This is a genomic window from Kosakonia sp. H02, from assembly GCA_030704225.1.
Lineage (GTDB): Bacteria > Pseudomonadota > Gammaproteobacteria > Enterobacterales > Enterobacteriaceae > Kosakonia.
Genome location: CP131915.1, coordinates 1,824,368 through 1,843,206, shown reverse-complemented (window position 1 = coordinate 1,843,206; position 18,839 = coordinate 1,824,368). Strand labels below are relative to the sequence as shown.

General features: G+C 44.4%; 19 protein-coding genes and 1 tRNA gene. 7 read left to right on the top strand and 13 right to left on the bottom strand.

What is annotated here, in order from left to right:
* Window positions 1-4: 4 nt before the first annotated feature.
* From Q5705_08705 to Q5705_08665, 9 genes are all read right to left on the bottom strand, one after another.
* Complete coding sequence (locus tag Q5705_08705) at window positions 5-2,563, bottom strand: beta-ketoacyl-[acyl-carrier-protein] synthase family protein (protein WLI78604.1); 2,559 nt, start codon at window positions 2,561-2,563, stop codon at window positions 5-7.
* Window positions 2,564-2,629: 66 nt separating this feature from the next.
* The gene (locus Q5705_08700) at window positions 2,630-3,817 is read right to left on the bottom strand and encodes an aminomethyltransferase family protein (GenBank protein ID WLI78603.1); all 1,188 of its coding nucleotides are present in this window, start codon (window positions 3,815-3,817) and stop codon (window positions 2,630-2,632) included.
* A 32-nt stretch (window positions 3,818-3,849) separates the two neighbouring features.
* The gene (locus Q5705_08695) at window positions 3,850-4,131 is read right to left on the bottom strand and encodes a phosphopantetheine-binding protein (GenBank protein WLI78602.1); all 282 of its coding nucleotides are present in this window, start codon (window positions 4,129-4,131) and stop codon (window positions 3,850-3,852) included.
* A gap of 3 nt (window positions 4,132-4,134) precedes the next feature.
* A complete protein-coding gene (locus Q5705_08690; GenBank protein WLI78601.1) occupies window positions 4,135-4,701 on the bottom strand; it encodes a 3-hydroxyacyl-ACP dehydratase FabZ family protein in 567 nt (188 codons plus the stop codon).
* A gap of 3 nt (window positions 4,702-4,704) precedes the next feature.
* A complete protein-coding gene (locus Q5705_08685; GenBank protein WLI78600.1) occupies window positions 4,705-5,460 on the bottom strand; it encodes an SDR family NAD(P)-dependent oxidoreductase in 756 nt (251 codons plus the stop codon).
* Between the two features lie 18 nt (window positions 5,461-5,478).
* The gene (acpS, locus tag Q5705_08680; GenBank protein WLI78599.1) at window positions 5,479-5,850 is read right to left on the bottom strand and encodes a holo-ACP synthase; all 372 of its coding nucleotides are present in this window, start codon (window positions 5,848-5,850) and stop codon (window positions 5,479-5,481) included.
* A 17-nt stretch (window positions 5,851-5,867) separates the two neighbouring features.
* Window positions 5,868-7,403 (bottom strand): ShlB/FhaC/HecB family hemolysin secretion/activation protein, encoded by a 1,536-nt coding sequence (locus Q5705_08675; GenBank protein WLI78598.1) that lies wholly within the window; start codon window positions 7,401-7,403, stop codon window positions 5,868-5,870.
* 168 nt (window positions 7,404-7,571) lie between these two features.
* Window positions 7,572-7,874: a hypothetical protein gene (locus tag Q5705_08670; GenBank protein WLI78597.1), complete on the bottom strand. Its 303-nt coding sequence runs from the start codon at window positions 7,872-7,874 to the stop codon at window positions 7,572-7,574.
* Window positions 7,875-8,044: 170 nt separating this feature from the next.
* Window positions 8,045-10,306: a filamentous hemagglutinin N-terminal domain-containing protein gene (locus tag Q5705_08665; protein WLI78596.1), complete on the bottom strand. Its 2,262-nt coding sequence runs from the start codon at window positions 10,304-10,306 to the stop codon at window positions 8,045-8,047.
* A 901-nt stretch (window positions 10,307-11,207) separates the two neighbouring features.
* Here Q5705_08665 and Q5705_08660 point away from each other — a divergent pair.
* Both Q5705_08660 and Q5705_08655 read left to right on the top strand, forming a co-directional pair.
* Complete coding sequence (locus Q5705_08660) at window positions 11,208-12,029, top strand: winged helix-turn-helix domain-containing protein (protein WLI78595.1); 822 nt, start codon at window positions 11,208-11,210, stop codon at window positions 12,027-12,029.
* On the top strand, window positions 12,022-12,501 hold the full coding sequence (locus tag Q5705_08655) for a hypothetical protein (protein ID WLI78994.1): 480 nt from the start codon (window positions 12,022-12,024) through the stop codon (window positions 12,499-12,501). Before Q5705_08660 ends, Q5705_08655 begins: the two co-directional genes overlap by 8 nt.
* Before the next feature lie 143 nt (window positions 12,502-12,644).
* Here Q5705_08655 and Q5705_08650 read toward each other — a convergent pair.
* Together Q5705_08650 and Q5705_08645 are read right to left on the bottom strand one after the other, a co-directional pair.
* Window positions 12,645-12,732, bottom strand: a tRNA-Ser gene (locus tag Q5705_08650).
* Between the two features lie 138 nt (window positions 12,733-12,870).
* The gene (locus Q5705_08645) at window positions 12,871-14,499 is read right to left on the bottom strand and encodes an ABC transporter substrate-binding protein (GenBank protein WLI78594.1); all 1,629 of its coding nucleotides are present in this window, start codon (window positions 14,497-14,499) and stop codon (window positions 12,871-12,873) included.
* A gap of 272 nt (window positions 14,500-14,771) precedes the next feature.
* On the opposite strand from Q5705_08645, the gene yccA reads away from it, so the two are divergent.
* Window positions 14,772-15,431: an FtsH protease modulator YccA gene (yccA, locus tag Q5705_08640; protein ID WLI78593.1), complete on the top strand. Its 660-nt coding sequence runs from the start codon at window positions 14,772-14,774 to the stop codon at window positions 15,429-15,431.
* 86 nt (window positions 15,432-15,517) lie between these two features.
* Complete coding sequence (tusE, locus tag Q5705_08635; protein ID WLI78592.1) at window positions 15,518-15,847, top strand: sulfurtransferase TusE; 330 nt, start codon at window positions 15,518-15,520, stop codon at window positions 15,845-15,847.
* On the opposite strand, the gene yccX is transcribed toward tusE, so the two are convergent.
* The gene (yccX, locus tag Q5705_08630; protein WLI78591.1) at window positions 15,844-16,125 is read right to left on the bottom strand and encodes an acylphosphatase; all 282 of its coding nucleotides are present in this window, start codon (window positions 16,123-16,125) and stop codon (window positions 15,844-15,846) included. The genes tusE and yccX overlap by 4 nt on opposite strands.
* 92 nt (window positions 16,126-16,217) lie before the next feature.
* Here yccX and rlmI point away from each other — a divergent pair, with 92 nt between their 5' ends.
* Together rlmI and hspQ are read left to right on the top strand one after the other, a co-directional pair.
* Window positions 16,218-17,408 (top strand): 23S rRNA (cytosine(1962)-C(5))-methyltransferase RlmI, encoded by a 1,191-nt coding sequence (gene rlmI, locus Q5705_08625; GenBank protein ID WLI78590.1) that lies wholly within the window; start codon window positions 16,218-16,220, stop codon window positions 17,406-17,408.
* Window positions 17,409-17,468: 60 nt separating this feature from the next.
* Window positions 17,469-17,786: a heat shock protein HspQ gene (gene hspQ, locus Q5705_08620; protein ID WLI78589.1), complete on the top strand. Its 318-nt coding sequence runs from the start codon at window positions 17,469-17,471 to the stop codon at window positions 17,784-17,786.
* 27 nt (window positions 17,787-17,813) lie between these two features.
* Here the strand turns inward: hspQ and Q5705_08615 are convergent, their stop codons facing one another.
* Entirely contained in the window at window positions 17,814-18,227 is a 414-nt protein-coding gene (locus Q5705_08615) for a CoA-binding protein (GenBank protein ID WLI78588.1), read from the bottom strand.
* Between the two features lie 136 nt (window positions 18,228-18,363).
* On the opposite strand from Q5705_08615, the gene mgsA reads away from it, so the two are divergent.
* Complete coding sequence (gene mgsA, locus Q5705_08610; protein WLI78587.1) at window positions 18,364-18,822, top strand: methylglyoxal synthase; 459 nt, start codon at window positions 18,364-18,366, stop codon at window positions 18,820-18,822.
* Window positions 18,823-18,839 lie beyond the last annotated feature (17 nt).

Sequence of the window (18,839 nt, the reverse complement as noted above, 5' to 3'; positions counted from 1 at the left end):
AGCATTACCCCTTAATTACGACCGCATAATAGTTGCCACCCTCTGTCGCCCCGAGCAGCAGTGCATGCTTAATGGTGAGATTCAGCGGTTCCTGAACGAAGTTGATCTGCGAATCAACGAACACTTCGGTATGAGGAATGGCTGGAACAGATTGTGTTTTAATGCATTCGATAAGTACCAGCAGATTGAGTAGTCCGGCAGCAGAAGCAACAAAGCCGAAACAGGCGTTATAGTTGACAACGGGCACCTGCGGATTTTCTTGCTGAAAAATTTCCCGAATTGCATCAATTTCAACCTGCGAATCCTGTTGACCGCCATTACTGCTACCACAGATTAAATCGATCTGCTGAGGGCCGATCCCTGCGTCAGACATGGCTCGCTTAATAGCCAGCGCCATAGTAGATGACTTTTCGCCCAGTTGTGTCGCATCGAAATAAGTGTTGCTACAGGATTTCCCGTAACCGACGATTTCGGCCAGCACATCAACACCACGATCATGAGCAGCTTGCGGGTCTTCAAGCAACAGCATGCAAGCACCTTCGCCAGGCACAAAACCTTTAGCCGCTTTGCCATAAATTTGATAATCACTGGCTGCGGAGGTCATATGTATTTTTTGTGCGACAGCATCCATATAGAGCGACATCGAGGGGAAAAACTCATCTGCTCCTCCCACGATGACCTGGGGTTGCACATTCTGTCGTACAATTTCATAGCCATAGGTTAATGCGCCAAGCGCGGCGTTCTCGCCCGTCGCCAGGGTTGTTGTATAGCCTTTGATCCCTTCTGAAATGCCGCAGAAAGTAGCGATGGAATTCATCAACGAACCCGGAAATTCCGATGTGCGCACTTTACGCGGATCAGGTTTTAAGCTTTGTAGGTACTTATAAGTGGTTTCTTGTGGACCGCGCGACATCCCCATGACCAGGCCGAGCTCTTCACCGTCGCGTTTGATCTTCCGTTTCGCTGTATTTAACGCTTCTGCTAGCGCAACCAATGCCAGCGTGCCACCACGTGTGGCTTTACGTGAATCGAAACGGCGCAGATATTTGCGCGGATCAAGATTCATCACCTGGAACGTTTTAAAATGCTCACTCTCTTCCGGCAAGGTTCCCGAATTTGCGACATACTGGCTGCCGAACATCTCTGTCAGCTGATCGGTTTTCTCCAGTACTGCCAGCAACTCTTTGGCTTCAGTAAGTGTATCGTCAGGGAACGTCACATCGCCTAACGCCTGAACTGCGTTGTTTTGCCAGATATTATGCAAAATGTCGGTGACTGTATGGCCAATGGCCGTAATCGCGCCAAACCCGGTAATCGCAACACGCTTTTTAGAATAATGACTGACTGGTACTGAGCCAGGTTTGGTACTCACAACCATGCAGCAGTTATTTCCGCCGAAGGCATAGTTATTATTCAGAAACACGTTAATTTCTTTGTCTCTGAATGCATTGGCAACATAGTCCAGATCGCAGTTCGGGCGAGCGGTTGAAAAATTAAGCGTCGGTAATACTTTGTTATCCAGGAGGGTCACCAGGCAGGCGATTAGTTCAACAATGCCCGCCGCGCCAATGTTATGGCCGAAATAAGATTTGGTCGAACTGACAAGCAGATCTTTGCGATTGGCAAAAACCTTATTCATCGCCATCGTCTCAATTCTGTCATTGGCTTCCGTTCCAGTGCCGTGCGCATTGACATAATCGATCTGATCGGGAGTAACGCCCGCATTTTTCATCGCTTTAAGCATGACCTGCACCGCACCATTTGCACGCGGATCGGGCCCGGTTTCATGGTAAGCGTCACATGAAGTCGCATAGGAGAGGATTTCACCATAAATAGTGGCACCGCGCGCGACTGCATGTTCATACTCTTCCAGCACGACAGCGCCTGCACCTTCTCCGATTGACATGCCAGGCTGGCCGGAGAAAGGCGAGCAGGCATCGGGATGCATGACATTGAGTGCATAAAAACCGGCGAATGTCGGCAAGTAGATAGGCTCAGTGCCCACTGCCAGCATGGTTTTGCCTTTGCCATTTTGCAGGTAATCGAACGCCATACCGATGGCATTTGGACTGGCGGTGCAGGCTGTGGCAACTAATTCGACGCCACCTTTAAGGCCAAGTAAGGTCGAAACGCTGGAGCAACAGGAGGAAAACCCTCCTGAATAAATTGCTTTACGCAGCGAGAAATCATCAATGCGCTGCTCAAAAAGCGGCAAAAAAGCCTCTGTACCTGCGGAGGAGACACCGATAATTAAGCCTGTCTCATTAAGAGAGGATTCATTGTCTAGCAAACCCGCCTGTCTTAACGCGTCTTTACCGACTTTGTAAGCCCACAATGCCGCATTATCCAATGAATGCACAATCTCATCTGACAGTTCAGAATAGTCAATGTTATGCAGTACTTCCGCGGCACGTGCGTTTTCAAACCATGTACTGAACCGTTGGCTATCTGTAACGCCACATTTTTTATCTAATAGCGCCTGTTTAAAATCATGAAGGTTTTCTGCCAGGGATGAGAGTATGCCCATCCCTGTAATAACAACTCTCTTTCTGCTAGACGTCATAATGATTCTCCGCGGCTGCGAGGATGTTTCGCCAATACGTGACAATTGACACCAATAATCAATTAGTTATTTCTGGTGAGAATCAACTGACTCATTTAAAATAATGTGTGATTTCGCAAACTCGACATAATTGTGCTCTATCGGGTTAATCAACATACTTAAGTTGTAAAGAAACGGCACATTGTGAGTTTTAGCAGAAATCACAGCGAGTGAAGTGCGAATATCAAATCCCTGGATATCCGACCAGGCATAATCCTCATCAATCAATGCCAGAGCAATAAAGGATTGAAGGGCTGGGGAATAAATGGCTTTGACAATGACGCCGACTTCTTTCTCACCTACCATCACTTTATCGCCTGAGGCAATATCCGTATTTTCGGCAAGCGGACGCATACCGATAAGTTTACGTTGTGCTCCAGCTTGAGAAAGATCAATAACGGATGATTTGCCAATAAAATCCTCTTTGTCGTATTGAATAGCCCATTGCATCTGAAGCTCTACAGGGTTACGGCTATAGAGAGCATGGATATTTTCATCCCAACAAGGATTCTCAACGCGAACAATGTTTTGGTATTCAAGGCCGCCTGTCTTAAGAAGAAACTTCTCACCTATATCTGTAAGCTTCGACCATAGTTCAACAAGCGCTGTTTGTTTTCCCAGCATCATATAGCCAAACTCACCGTGTTTGCCGCAGCGGAACACAATCAATCCATCATCTTGATTGATATATTCGTGGTAAGGTAATCCGATAATGTCGAAACCATATACTTCAGCAAGAATTTCCCATGACCAGGGACCTTCCAGCATTATTGCTCCCCACTCTTCCTGATCCATTGATTTGATTTCAGGAATTTCCGCGATATCCAGTTCATCAGCGCGTTCCAGCAAACCATTAAGTGTTTCAATAAGTTCTGACACAGCGATATTTTCGGAAATGAGATAGTAACCATCTGGTGTACACAGGGTATAAATATCTCCCCGAATGGTGCCATCGTCATTCAAAACCAGAGAATACATCCCTTGTTCATCACGAATAATGGAAACATCCGCAGAAGCCATGTGGTTTACCAATGCCCATGCATCCTCCCCCATTACGCTAACGATAGCGACATGCGAATAATCAACAAGCAATGCATTTTCTCTCACTGCTTTATATTCAACAGCTAGCTCATTATAGGCAGAAGGAACGGCTCGATTATTATAGATGCCCATTTTAGCGTTATTCGACAAATGTAAGTCATACAGTGATTTCATAAAAATCCTTATTTAGAAATTTATATCCAAAGTTAAGCCTGACGTTTAGTGATAACGAATGAGGCCAGGTTATTGATACTTCGCATATAAGAAGGATCATCACTTTCGCTCACTTGTATAGAAAATACTTTATCGAGGAGGACAATGATTTCCGTCGCATCAACGGAATCCAGCTTTAAGCCATTGCCAAATAAAGGTGTGTCGTCATCAATTTGTGACGGCTCACGCTGTATATTTAAACGCTGGATGATTTCCGTTTTAATGGAAAGAAGAACTTCTTTACGCTCATTGATTTGATCATGCATAGAATCCATATATTACCGTCCTTTGGTTGGTTGGTTACTTTCACGAAAATTAATAATCGTCCCTTGACTAATCACCTTTTTTCCGACATTTGCCGTTACGGAGTAATGTTTAAATCCGCCAGGGTCAGAAAAAGCAAGTTTGCTTGTTACCTCAATCGTATCTCCTGGCCAGGCAACCTCTTTAAATTTCAAATTTTGCGCAGCCAGAACACCACGAACCTGCGAACGGCGCGCGCGAATTATCTCCAGAACTTCGCGGTCATGGATACGAGAATAGATGTCCCGCAACGTCTTGAGCTCAACACCAAAATGCGCAAAATAAATGTCACAAATGTCAGTTAAAAAGGAAAAATATTCACTTGCCTGGCCAAATATTTCCGCGATGAGCACGCCCGGCATAATGGGATCCTCAGGAAAGTGCCCGGCCAGATAAGGCTCGTTATAGGTGACATGTTTTATGACCCGGATATAGCCATTATCGCCATATTTATAGTCATCAATTCTGTCCACCATCAGTAACGGCTGACGCCACCCGCCCATTTCGAGGAATATTTTTGCCGGAATCGTATATCTGGACATAAATCACCTCATTACCAGGCCACCATCGATAACAATGGTTTGACCAACGATATAACTGGATGCCGATGAGCTTAAATAAACGATCGTGTTTGCCACTTCATGACAATTGCCCAGGCGTTTAAGTGGAATCGAATTCGTCACGTCACGTACCACTGTTCTTGACACTTTTTTAACCATTTTCGATGCGATCATTCCAGGGGCCACTGCGTTAACACGTACGCCGCGCGGAGCCATTTCAGATGCCAACGTGCGAGTAAAACTTAATAACGCACCTTTGGATGCGCTGTAATTTATTTGACCAACACTGGGTACAAGTGCGGCAATAGATGCAACATTGACAATGGCAGGCGCCTCAGCACATCTTAATAATTTCAACATTTCCCTGGTCAGCCTGAAGGTACTAAGCAGGTTTGTATCGATAACGGAGCTAAAGTCATCAAAACTCATTGAGGCAAAAAGATTATCTTTTATAATACCGGCGTTATTAATCAGTACATCCAATTGCTGGATTTCATTTGACAAAAAAAGCCCAAGTTGGTTTACACAGTCAGGATCAGCCAGATCGCATTGCAAGATATTCAAACGCTGCCCGCCACTATGTTGTGTTTTTAAATCTTCAAGTGGCGCTGAATGTGTTTTATAGAGAGCATAAACATGACAACCTTGCTCAAGGAATTTTTCACAAATAGCAAGACCAATATCCCCACTCGCTCCGGAAACCAACACTTTTTTATTATTTAAGTCATCGTATTTATACATAATAGTTCACATAATTAGTCAGGAAAGAATGGCTACGGCAATAGCGTAGGTACGACAATGCGAGATGCTGAGGGAGATTTTCGCAATTCCTTTTTCAGTAAGGATCTCTTTTAATCTCCCGGTCAATACATAATAGGGACAGCCATAGTGATCATGACAGATTTCAATATTCTGAAAACGAATACCATTGCTAAAACCCAACCCTGTAGCTTTGACAATAGCTTCTTTTGCTGCCCAGAAACCAGAAGCTCTTTCATAATTTGGCTCATTTAAATTGATGGCATTGATTTCTTTTTCGCTAAATACACGTTCCAGAAAATTTATCTTACCGTTCTCAATTGCTCTGGTAATGCGATCAACCTCCACAATATCCGTACCGATGTAGGCCATTGTACTCACCCTGAATTTTATAGCTGATAACTAAAATTAAAGTTTGCCGTGAAATCATCCACATCCATATGCTTTGGATAAATCAGAGGAATAGATAATGAAATCTCATAACCAAGTGACTGGATAGAACCTTTCAGTCCAGAGGTCGCCCCCACAATGCTTTCCTGTCCATACATCTCTTGCGAATAACCGTTACTATTTATTTGGCCATAATCAGTGCCAACATAAGCAGTAAGGCCCTCAAAATCTGTCAAAAAATTAAGTGTATTCTGTATATAAAAACCTTTATTTCCGTCAAGGCCAGCACTGTTTTCAAACCCTCTAATGCTCCATCTATTACCGATGGAGAACTGATCCTGCAAGGTGAGTTCAGCTTGAGTATATTGTGCTCCAATATTCATTTCGTACCACGACTGAAAAGGCAAAAAAGTTATACGTTTCAGATAAGTCACATTTGCATTGTATAAATGACTGGCGCTATCAGCATCGCCAGATAACATATCTGGTGTTTTACTGCCACCAAACCATGTTAAAAATCGCTGCCAGCTGATTGATGAGTCCACGCTCGCGTCGCTAAAATTTTGTTTATAATTTAACGCTAACCGAACGTTACCCATGTCGCGCTTTTGCAATGCCAGCTCAATATCCGCAAGCTTGTAAGCAGATTTACGCCTCAGTATCTCAGCGCTCATTGTGATTTTTTTAGCCATGTCACGATAAAGCGTGCGGGAAGCTTTCAGGCTGAGATACCTGTTCTCTCCTGTATAATCATAACTCCAGTTTCCGATCGCGATTCCTTGCTTTGATGAACTTCCACTATATAGAATCTCGTAATCCCAAAAGCCATAAGGAAAGCTATACCAGGCACTTATATTTTTATATCCACCGGTAGTACTACTGTTTCCAGAAAAGTAAAAGACATCGCTCAGAGCAGCAAGATTGTATAAATAAGCAGCCCCGCCAATCAAGTGCTTACCAGTACTTTCATCACCCCAATTATTATAAACCGTTCTGACGTTCCATTTTTTTTTGCGATTAATCTGAATGATGATATTACTGTATCCATCTCTATTTCCCGGCGAGATATTAATTTTTACATCTACATTCGGGGTTTTTTGAAGGTTCTCAAGACCTTGTTCGATATTTCTTAAGTTAAGAATGTCATTTTCTGCAAAAGGTAGAACCACGCTGCTTACATCGTTGTTTTCAATAAAAACATTTTCGATTCGCCCAGGAACAACTTTTAGCCACAGCTTGCCTGACTTTAAATTCTGATTGGGGGTTTCAATTCGAGTTGTCACATAACCTTCGTTGATAAAGTAATCTTGTATCAATGTAGCAACGCTTTGAATACCTTTTGCACCGAAACAATTTTTGGCGATCTTATTTTTTATGTCGTCGAGAGTAGAGTCGTTTAAAAAATCATTATCAATGACAAGTTCGTCTATTGCATAACAAACCTCTTCATAAGGAATTTTTATATTATCAACGATGATTTTCTCGCTTGCTCGAAAATACGTCTTTTTTTTCCTGCTTACTTTCCCGAAGTGCATTATTATCATTCCGCTGCTGATCTTTAACAAGACGTTCTAAATGCATATCAGAAAATGCATTTACACTGAAGAATAAAAAAATATACGTGAGTAATGGTAGCCGTGCCTTCATGTTCACTCTCAGAGAAATAAAAAGCAGCAGCGATGCTGCTGCTTTTAAGCTATTGCTTATATACCAACAATTGTACCGCTACCACTGACTTTACCAGCATTCAACTCTAAACCTTTAACGCCGCCTAATACCGCATTACTGCCACTATTTGTGACAGACTGGGCGTTAATAATGGCGTTACCTTCGGTATACATATTTTTATAATTATAGATATTTCGCACGGCACTAACCTGTAAGTAATCATCAGCGATTAAATTTCCATAGTTGGTTATATCACGTGCAGCATCGATATAAGTTAATTTACCCACCATATTGCCGGCACCGCTATTATAAAGATTCTTATCTGTTTTAACCTTCAAGGTAGCACCAGCAGCAACATCTTTATAATTGGTAAACGTGTCTACAGTATTAATCTCGAGATTATTATCTGCCGCAATTGTGTTATGGTTATAAAGTAATCCAGCAACGCGAACGAGAGCATCTTTATTACTATTTATCCAACCGTAGTTTATGAAACCACTACCAACTATCAGCGAAAGATTTTTTCCGAAGCGATAACACCCGTGGCGTTGTTTTTTTCAATTGAACCAGAACTATAATTGGAGAGGCTACCAACATCAATATTTAAATCACCTAAACTATAAATAGTCGCGTAATTATTGTTCAAGAGATTTGTTTTGATGTTAGTATCTCCACCGCTGTTCAATAAAGCATAATGATTATCGATGAATCCCGACATCTTTAAGTTTAATGGACCATATTCTGCAATCACACGGCTATGAGTGTTATCCAATGTATTTGCAGTAATATCAACGCCTTCGCGTCCTATCATGCCACCGATTTGACCGGTCATACCGAAATAATCACCATACAGGTTACTAAATTCTTCACCATATGAGTTATTGATATCCGTAACAGCATCTATAGTCAGTTTTTTATTAGCCACCATTAATCCATAGTGGTTGTCGACATAAGAAGAAGATTTAATGTTGATATCTTCCCCGACAATCATCCCCCCTTTGTTATTGACACCTTTAGCGCTGATTTGCACATCACCATATTCTGAGCGCACGACACCAATATGGTTGTTAAGCACACCAGTGAGATCAATTTTGACCCCCTGATCCCCTAAAATATGACCAACATACAAGCTGTTATTCAACGAAGCGCCCTTTATAGAGATCATTTCGTCGGACCAGATTTTACCCGTGGAGTTATCTATAGCACCTAAGGTAGATAGTGAAATATTTTTATTGGCTGAAATATTTCCTTGATGATTATCAATAGTACCCGTGCTTTCTATGGAGATAGTGCCAGACGATCCTAATTTACCGGTTCGATTATTCACTGTCGCAGCCTTCACTTTGATTCCGCCTACTCCGGCAAGAACACCTAAAGAATCTGCACTTGTCTCATCGGCAGTAATATTATTTCTATTTATGAAGGAGTTGGCTGTTTCAATATTGATACCACCTGATTGCGTACGGATTAGGCCTTGAGTGTTATCAATATTTCCAGTACTTAACAAGGAAATATCACTGACTGCTTCCATTGCGCCACTGGCGGTGTTGATTTCAGAAGATTCAATACCAATATAATTTCCGTGAATCTGGCCATTTCTATTGTCTAGCACACCCGTTTTTAATGCGACAACACCCGCTTCAAGACCCGTCGTCTTTCCTTTACCTGAATTTGTTAAGGTCATGCCATTTGTATTTACTGCCAGTAAAGTTCCTGACGCAATTTTACCATTGGTATTATTCAAAGCTCCGCTACTAACGATGATATCAGACGCAGCTGAAATGTTACCTCCGGAGGTGTTACTGATAGTATTTTTGGTAGTATCGATAAAGATTTTCCCATTACCGACAATGCTACCCGTAACGTTTTCTAACGTGCCGTTCGTGTTGATATGGGTATTACCAACGGATTTAATCTCTCCATTGCTATTAATAAATTTACCATTGGAATTAATGTTGATGTCATTGATCCCTCCTGCGATAACGCCGGTATTGCGAACCCCCACGCCACTTTCGGTACTGATCAGATTAATGCGGTTAGCGTACATCCCCCCCAGTTCTGACACGTCGACACCATACGTATTTCTCAGCCCAGTAGCCGTCACAGCTCCCACAACCTTGGCATCGGTGTCGATATAGTTATTCCCTGCGATAACCGCGAGTTCGTCCGCAACCACCGTACCTGCCACGGCTACTGAGCGCGCCAGGATTTCTGTAGGGGAATCGCTTTGCAACCCGTTGACCGTAATAATTCCCCCATTTACTACATAGCCTTTTAGCTGGCCATCTTGCATGTCCGGTTTACCGGTAGTGATAGTCGCTTTTTCGGTATTGATGAAACCACTTCCCTGGGTCGTAATTCCATTTGGGTTTGCTATGATCAAATGCGCTCTATCACCAGCGACTTCCATCATGCCATTGAGTGTACTTTTTTTATTGGAGGTGACTTCGTTAAGAATGACCTTCGCACTTCCTGACGTAAGGTTACCGTTTCCCGCAATCGCCCCGCCCAGTACTGTGTTTGCACCGGAACTAGTGTTATTGAAAATCACACCATTTTTATCAACATTGAAGTCGTCATAAATGTTATGAGAAATACCATTCCCATTTGGATTATTGATATTGATAACTGGAACGCCATTGGCGCTAGTCAATGTTCCATTTTTGATATTAATATTTGCAGCTTGCGTCATAAGGGGTAAAGATAACAAAATTGATGCTGCTACAGGGTTGAGTGACATCAATCCACGATTATTTCTTCTACTCTTCATTATTACCTACCAATTACAAGTGTGTTTTTATTTTGGCAAGAAGACATGCTTGTGCAACACAAATGCTTTGATATGCACAAGTGATAACTTGCCAGCCATGTTGAATATTTTACCGTCGTATTTTATTCAGCCTGTAAATCTATCAGCAATGTTTATGTAGTAAGATTAGTCATAATATTTCATTCCAGGCTCACCGAAAGTGAAAATTACGCATCATTCAAGCGACGTTGAAAACGGAACAATAACAATGCGAGATCATTAAATCTTTTGGCGTAATTTAATACATGAGCTTCATAAAATGAAATGCTTATTTATTACTTTTAGACATAAATGCCAATAAGATTTTTTCAATTATTACCAGCAAATCGATAAAAACAAGTGAATTGTTCTTAAAAAACAAAACACACTTTTTAATTTTCCTTTCGAAGTCGTAATATACACTCAACAATTTCAGCAGTTTATCTTCAACTTCCCATTAAACAGGGTTTATTTAAGATTTTTATTCATTTGCTATAGTTATAGACTAAGCTGAACGATAGGGAATATAAAGCCTACGAAGCATAAAACTTACTATGATAAAGACATACGCTAAACTACATTAGTTTAGACCTTCTGTAATTTAAACTTCAATACAATAGTTGACGAAATCCACCACATGACCTTTTCAATAATCCGTATTATTTGCTTATCATTATTCCTTATGAATTTTAGAAATCCAGAACCTTCATCAATATACATTAATCATTTAAAAAAATATGGAAAATAATTTCCTGGCATGTTGAAATAATTCAAGGGAAATCTTCATGTTAAAAACGCAACGCTGATAAGGAACTCAGCCCCTGGCTGCGTTATTAAATATATGCACTGGCTTATTAACGAAAAAATTGAATTCAGACCGGGAATGAAAAAACTCTCCTCAGCAAGCAACCCTGAGGTGACTGTTACTTTAACGACGCCGGCCTGCCGCTGTCTTTTGCTGTTGCTTGAAGCGTCGCCTAATATCGTTCTTCAGCAGGATTTTTTCAAAAAGGTTTGGGAAGAGGAAGGAATGCTGGTCCCTGCCAATACGCTATATCAGAATATTTCAATTGTTCGTCGCGGGCTTCGCGCAGTCGGTGATACAGACCAAAAACTGATCGCAACCGTACCCCGGAAAGGTTTTCAGATTGATGGTGGTGTGAAAATCGTTAAACAGGAGGATATTGTTGATGCTGTATCGATTAGCGTTCATATCGCTAATGAGGGAATTGGCGACATGTTAGCTGGAGAAGAAAGCCTTCCTGAAGAAAGCCGAGAGAATGATCAAATACCGACAACAGAACCTAAAATAACCACTGAACCATATAAGGGAAATTTTCACAGATGGCAGTTTTCAGCATTGGTTATTCTTATTGCCTTTGTAACAGGTTTTTTCTTAACACATACCATCTGGCATCTGAATGACGAGCCCGCTTTTTTTGATACTTATACGATGATAGAGACAGATAACGGCTGTCATTTCTATACCACAGATGATAACCATGACAACAAAAACCCGTATCAGAGATTTAAATCTTTGGTTTTAAATTCAGGCTTAAACTGTAAAAATTACCCGTGGGTCTACTTCCCTTCTTCACTGACATCACCAACCCTGACGGCATTGGTGTGCAAACGTCAATATACGACGGACATGTCACCCGGCTGTATTTCACTTCATATTAATGGTGTGAATAGTGATGAATAAAAAAATGGTGTCAGTAATGCTAATTTTTCTTATCGCTGGGTTTTCGGCAGGATATCTTCACTTTTTAATCAGTACAAAACTCCGAACTACAGAAACGTGTACAGCTTCGGTGGTGGTATTTCACAAAGGTATTCAGGCCAATTTTACTTTTGACTTTATGTATAACAAACAAAAGAAAAATGGGGTTGTTTCCGTGAGTGGAAGACTTCATCAGACAAATCGTTTTGAAGGCACTATCAGAAGGGATATTTCTTATACGTGGGCAGAGAACAGAAATACCTATAAGTTTCTCTCAGCCAGCATCAGTAAAATTGATAATGCTGAAACTCTGCCTGACGATGTTATCGCTACGGTCTTACCTGCTTTTTATGTTTATGCAAATAAAGAGGTCAACTACTCTATCAAGGCGCAAGGAAACAGTGGTTTTCTGTTTACGGTAGGCAAGCGCCCCTTATTTATTTGTGCTCATTAATAGACCCCCTCAAAACCCAGGTTGCCGGATAAATCTTCACGGTCGAGGGGATATACTGCGCATTTAGCCCGCTCAAGAGCGGTTTTGCTTTTTCTAATCCCTAAAAACAAAGGGGTTACCTTTCGGTAACCCCTTGTTAAATATGGCGGAAGCGCAGAGATTCGAACTCTGGAACCCTTTCGGGTCGCCGGTTTTCAAGACCGGTGCCTTCAACCGCTCGGCCACACTTCCGGTGTGAGGCGCACTATAAACATCCCTGAGGCTCATGTAAAGCATGAGCCTGTTCATTTGCCTGAAAAATCATCAAAAATATGTTGTTCGCTTGAAATAGCAGCACAATGATTATTTATAAGGCGCAAATTACCAGGCTCAGTGCTTTTTGATGTACATATCCTTGGTCAGATAATAACCCAGGCTATCGGGATTGAAGCCGCCAACCCATGGCTTGACCAGATGTGTACGCACATAGTGATAGACAGGGATAGCAGGAACATCCTGACCAAGTAGATCTTCCGCCTGCTGATAGTATTTTCCGCGTTCAGCAACATCCTTAGCCTTCGCCGCGTCCTTTAAAGCCTCGTCATAGGCAGGATTGCTGTACTTGCTGGTATTCTCGCTGTCGCCAGTGCGGAAGTTATTCAGGAAGGTTGCAGCGTCGTCATAATCGGCAATCCAGGCATAGCGCACCGCATCAAAATTTCCGTTATGCATTGTATCCAGCATAGTTTTCCACTCCTGGTTTTGTAATTTTGCCTCAACGCCAAGATTTTTCTTCCACATTGAACTGGCAGCAATAGCGATGCGCTGATGCGTTTCCATTGTGTTGTAAAGCAGGTTGAAACTCAGCGGGTGATCATCATTAAACCCGGCCTCATTGAGCAGCTTTTTTGCCTCAACCAGACGCTTATCCCGCGGCCAGGAAGCATAATCCGGCGGAGATATTTTCACGCCACCGATTTCTGGCTGACTGATGACCCATGCCGGTCGTTGTCCCTGTGCCATGACCTTATCAGCGATGATATCTTTATCCAGCGCCATATTAAGTGCACGGCGTACACGCGGATCGTTAAATGGCGGTTTTGTGGTGTTGAATTCGTAGTAATAAGTCGCCAGCTGTGGCTCCACACTGACCTGATCGCCATACGTTTTGCGTAACTGGGCGAACTGATTGACCGGAATCGTATAAGTAATATCGATCTCGCCAGCTTTGAAACGATTAACATCCGCTGTTTCGGCACTAATGGGAAGATAAGTGACTTTGTTTATCACCGTCGCTTTATTGTCCCAATAACGCGCATTACGTTCTGCAACGATGCGTTCATTGACAACCCAGTCTGTCACTTTATAAGCGCCGCTGGTCACAATGTGTTCCGGTTTCGTCCATTTCTCACCGAAACGGGTGACCAGTACCTTATCTATTGGCACCAGGGAGGGATGTGCCAGCATCGGCAAAAAAGATGCCGTTGGTTGCGTCAGGGTGATTTCCAGTGTCGAGTCATTTATTGCCTTGACGCCTAGTTGGTCGACCGCCATTTTTCCTTGTGCAATGTCAGTTGCGTTGACCACATTCATATTGCCAGGGTAGCTGGCATAAGGTGAGGCCGTTTTTGGATCAACCAGACGCTGCCAGCTCCAGACGATATCTTTAGCGGTAATGGCGGTGCCGTCAGACCAGGTGATCCCCGGGCGCAAATGGAATGTCCAGACCGTATTATCTTTGTTTTCCCATTTTTCAGCCAGACGCGGCTCGATGGAGCCATCTTTTCTCACTGCCACTAAACCATCAAAAATATCGCTAATAATATTGAACTCGACGTCGCTTTCTACTTTATGTGGATCCAATGATGCGGGCTCACTGCCGTTATTACGTACAAGTTCCTGTTTATCCGCCAGCGCAGTTCCGGCTGGAACTATCGCTGCATATACGCTTGAGCAAGCGCACGCAACGCTGACAGCTAAAAAAGTGCGAGTGATGTGATTTCGTGCTTGTAGTTTCATGTCCTTTCGCCTTGGAAATTAATGTTATGACGACGCAATTACACTCTTAACGTGCTAAAGGTTAGACGACAATACATTTCAATGACATATAAGAGACAAATATGGCGCTACATCACATTTATCCCGTTACGCTGTCCGGCGGCAATTTTCTGGCAGTAATTACCGCACTGATGGGCTTGTAAGATGAGTAAAGATGGGTAAAACAGCTTTGTCCGCAAACGAGTCTTTCCTAGACTCCAGTGCTAATTACATCTGTCATAAGAGAGTGGCTCATGGATCGTCTTATTACTTCATCGCGTGACCGCACATCCCTGCTGAGCACGCACAAGGTTCTTCGCAATACCTATTTTCTTTTAAGCCTGACCCTGGCATTTTCCGCTATCACTGCAACAGCCAGTACTGTGTTAATGCTGCCTTCTCCAGGTCTGATCCTGACGTTGGTTGGCATGTATGGCCTGATGTTTTTGACCTATAAACTGGCGAATAAGCCGAGTGGGATTCTGGCTGCGTTCGCCTTTACCGGATTCCTCGGTTATATCCTTGGGCCGATTCTGAATGCTTATCTGTCGGCGGGAATGGGAGATGTCATTGCCCTGGCACTCGGCGGTACCGCGTTAGTTTTCTTTTGCTGCTCCGCTTATGTGCTGACCACACGCAAAGATATGTCTTTCCTTGGCGGTATGTTGATGGCTGGCATTGTCGTGGTTCTGATTGGTATGGTGGCGAATATCTTCTTGCAGCTGCCCGCCCTGCACCTGGCAATTAGCGCAGTGTTTATCCTTATTTCCAGCGGCGCAATTCTATTTGAAACCAGCAACATCATCCACGGCGGCGAAACGAACTATATTCGTGCCACTGTCAGCCTGTATGTGTCGCTGTACAACATCTTTGTAAGTCTGCTGAGCATTCTGGGATTCGCCAGCAGAGATTAAACAAATCCTTTTGCTGAGAGCCCCGCTTATGCGGGGCTTTGTTTTTTGCTACACTCCCGCCGTTATTGACTGATGTTGTGAACCCTATGTTGATCTTTGAAGGCAAAGAAATTGAAACCGATAGCGAAGGCTATCTGAAAGAGACGGCGCAGTGGAGCGAAGCGCTGGCAGAAATTATCGCTGAACAAGAGAGCATTACGCTCTCTGCGGAACACTGGGAAGTGGTACGCTTCGTGCGCGAATTCTATCTGGAATTCAACACATCTCCCGCTATTCGTATGCTGGTGAAAGCCATGGCGAATAAATATGGTGAAGAGAAAGGCAACAGCCGTTATTTGTATCGCCTGTTTCCGAAAGGGCCAGCAAAGCAGGCAACGAAGATTGCCGGCCTGCCCAAACCGGTAAAGTGCATTTAATAACGGATGCCAAAGTCGCTCCATTCCCTGTCGGGTTGATGCGGTTCGCTCAGAACTCTGTCAACCCGGGCGCTGCGAGGCCCACCGGCTTTTAGCCATTCAATCAATTTATTGACCTTTTCTGCTTCGCCACAGGCAACAACTTCTACGCTGCCATCATCAAGATTACGGGCATAGCCCGTTAACCCTAAACGCTGAGCTTCATGCTGCGTCGTATAGCGAAAACCAACGCCCTGCACGATGCCGTGTACCCAGGCGATAGTGCAAACTTGTGCCATATCCAGTCTCCTTTCAGTGTGAGCGCGTTGCATTTGCCCGGCGAACCCGTGACAATAGCGCCCATTTTCTTCAGCCAACAGAATAGCCGAATATGAGTGTACGTTTAGTGTTAGCCAAAGGACGCGAGAAGTCATTATTGCGTCGTCATCCCTGGGTTTTCTCCGGTGCCGTTGCGCGTATGGAAGGCAAGGCCAGCCTCGGTGAAACCGTTGATATTGTCAATCACCAGGGCAAATGGCTGGCACGAGGCGCATTATCCCCTGCCTCGCAGATCCGTGCCCGTATCTGGACATTCGATAAAGATGAAACTATCGATATTGCTTTTTTCACTCGCCGCCTACAACAAGCGCAGCAGTGGCGCGACTGGCTTGCCCAGCGTGACGGGCTGGATAGTTACCGTCTGATTGCTGGCGAATCTGACGGATTGCCAGGTGTGACGATTGACCGCTTCGGCAATTTCCTGGTGCTGCAACTTCTGAGCGCAGGTGCAGAATATCAGCGCCCGGCTCTGCTATCTGCTCTTCAATCTCTTTACCCAGAGTGCGCCATTTACGATCGCAGCGATGTTGCAGTACGTAAAAAAGAAGGCCTGGAATTAACGCAGGGCCCAGTTCTGGGCGAGCTGCCTCCGGCATTGTTACCGATCGAAGAGAATGGCATGAAGCTGTTTGTCGATATTCAGGGCGGACACAAAACCGGCTATTACCTTGATCAGCGCGACAGTCGTCTGGCAACTCGTCGCTACGTGGCAGACAAACGTGTTTTAAACTGTTTTTCCTACACAGGCGGCTTTGCCGTTTCTGCGCTGATGGGCGGCTGCCGCGAGGTCGTGAGCGTCGATACATCTCAGGAAGCGCTGGATGTCGCGAAGCAGAACATTACGCTGAACAAACTGGATCTCAGCAAAGCAGAATTTGTGCGCGACGACGTATTTAAGCTCCTGCGTAAATATCGCGATCAAGGAGAAACATTCGATGTGATCGTTATGGATCCGCCGAAATTTGTTGAAAACAAAAGCCAGTTGATGGGCGCTTGCCGCGGCTATAAAGACATCAACATGCTGGCTATTCAGCTTTTAAATCCTGGCGGTGTGCTGCTGACGTTCTCCTGCTCAGGATTGATGACCACAGATTTATTTCAGAAAATCATCGCAGATGCCGCATTAGATGCTGGTCGTGATATACAATTTATAGACCAGTTCCGTCAGGCCGCCGATCACCCGGTGATCGCTACCTACCCGGAAGGGCTCTATCTGAAAGGGTTTGCCTGTCGCGTCATGTAACTTGAATTTTGGAGCCGCGCCCCCACATTTGAGGGTATCTAAGGTTCCCGGGAGGTGACAATGATTGCCAGCAAATTCGGTATCGGTCAGCAGGTTCGCCACTCGCTGCTGGGGTATCTTGGCGTAGTGGTCGATATCGACCCTGAGTATTCTCTTGATGAACCGTCAGCAGACGAGCTGGCGGTAAATGACGAGTTGCGCGCCCTGCCCTGGTACCATGTGGTGATGGAAGATGATGATGGTCAACCCGTTCACACTTATCTGGCAGAAGCGCAGTTAACCAGTGAAGTCACGGATGAACATCCGGAGCAGCCCTCCATGGACGAACTTGCGCGCACCATACGTAGACAACTTCAGGCTCCGCGCCTGCGCAACTGAATATACCCCGCTCATCGCGGGGTATATTTATCTCGCCAACCCCAGACGAGGGATTTCGATCGCCGGGCAGCGATCCATAACTACTTGCAGCCCTGCTTCTCGCGCCAGCACTGCCGCCTGCTCATTAATCACACCCAACTGCATCCAGAGCGTTTTTGCTCCGACAGCAATGGCTTCTTGCGCCACGCCCCATGCGGCCTCTGAGTTGCGAAACACATCCACCATATCGATTTTCTCTGGCACATCGGCAAGAGTTGCATAACCCTGCTGCCCAAGAAGCGTGCTGCCCGCCACTTTTGGTGAAACGGGGATCACATGGTAACCCTGATCCAGCAAGTATTTCATAACACGATAACTGGGGCGGTCAGGTTTATCACTCGCACCGACCAGTGCAATGGTTTGAGTCGATTGTAAAATCTCGGCAATATCGGTTTCTTTCATGGTTTCCTCCGGGCGATTTCACAAAGTGTAAATCAAACAGGCGAACTCAACCATTTTCCGTTTTTTTTACCCGCTTCTCTTGCAGCATCAGGTGCTTCCAGTAATCTGTAGCAAAAATCACTGATGGAAACCGATTATGGAATCAACAACCCGCACCTTACCCGTGCGTAAAAAAATTGCGCTGGTCGCACACGATCACTGCAAGCAGATGTTAATGAAGTGGGTTGAACGGCATCAGCCCGTGCTGGCAACACATGAACTGTACGCCACCGGAACAACAGGTAATTTAATTCAGCGCGCGACGGGTCTTAATGTGAACGCGATGCTGAGCGGGCCGATGGGGGGAGATCAACAAGTAGGTGCCCTCATTTCAGAAGGCAAAATTGATGTTTTGATTTTTTTCTGGGATCCCCTGAATGCGGTTCCGCACGATCCCGATGTGAAAGCGCTGCTTCGCCTGGCCACAGTGTGGAATATTCCGGTCGCGACCAACCTCTCCACCGCCGATTTTATTATCGAATCGCCGCAGTTCAACAACAGCGTCGATATTCTTATCCCGGATTACCAACGCTATCTTGCTGAACGGCTGAAATAAACGCAGGCGGCCTGAGC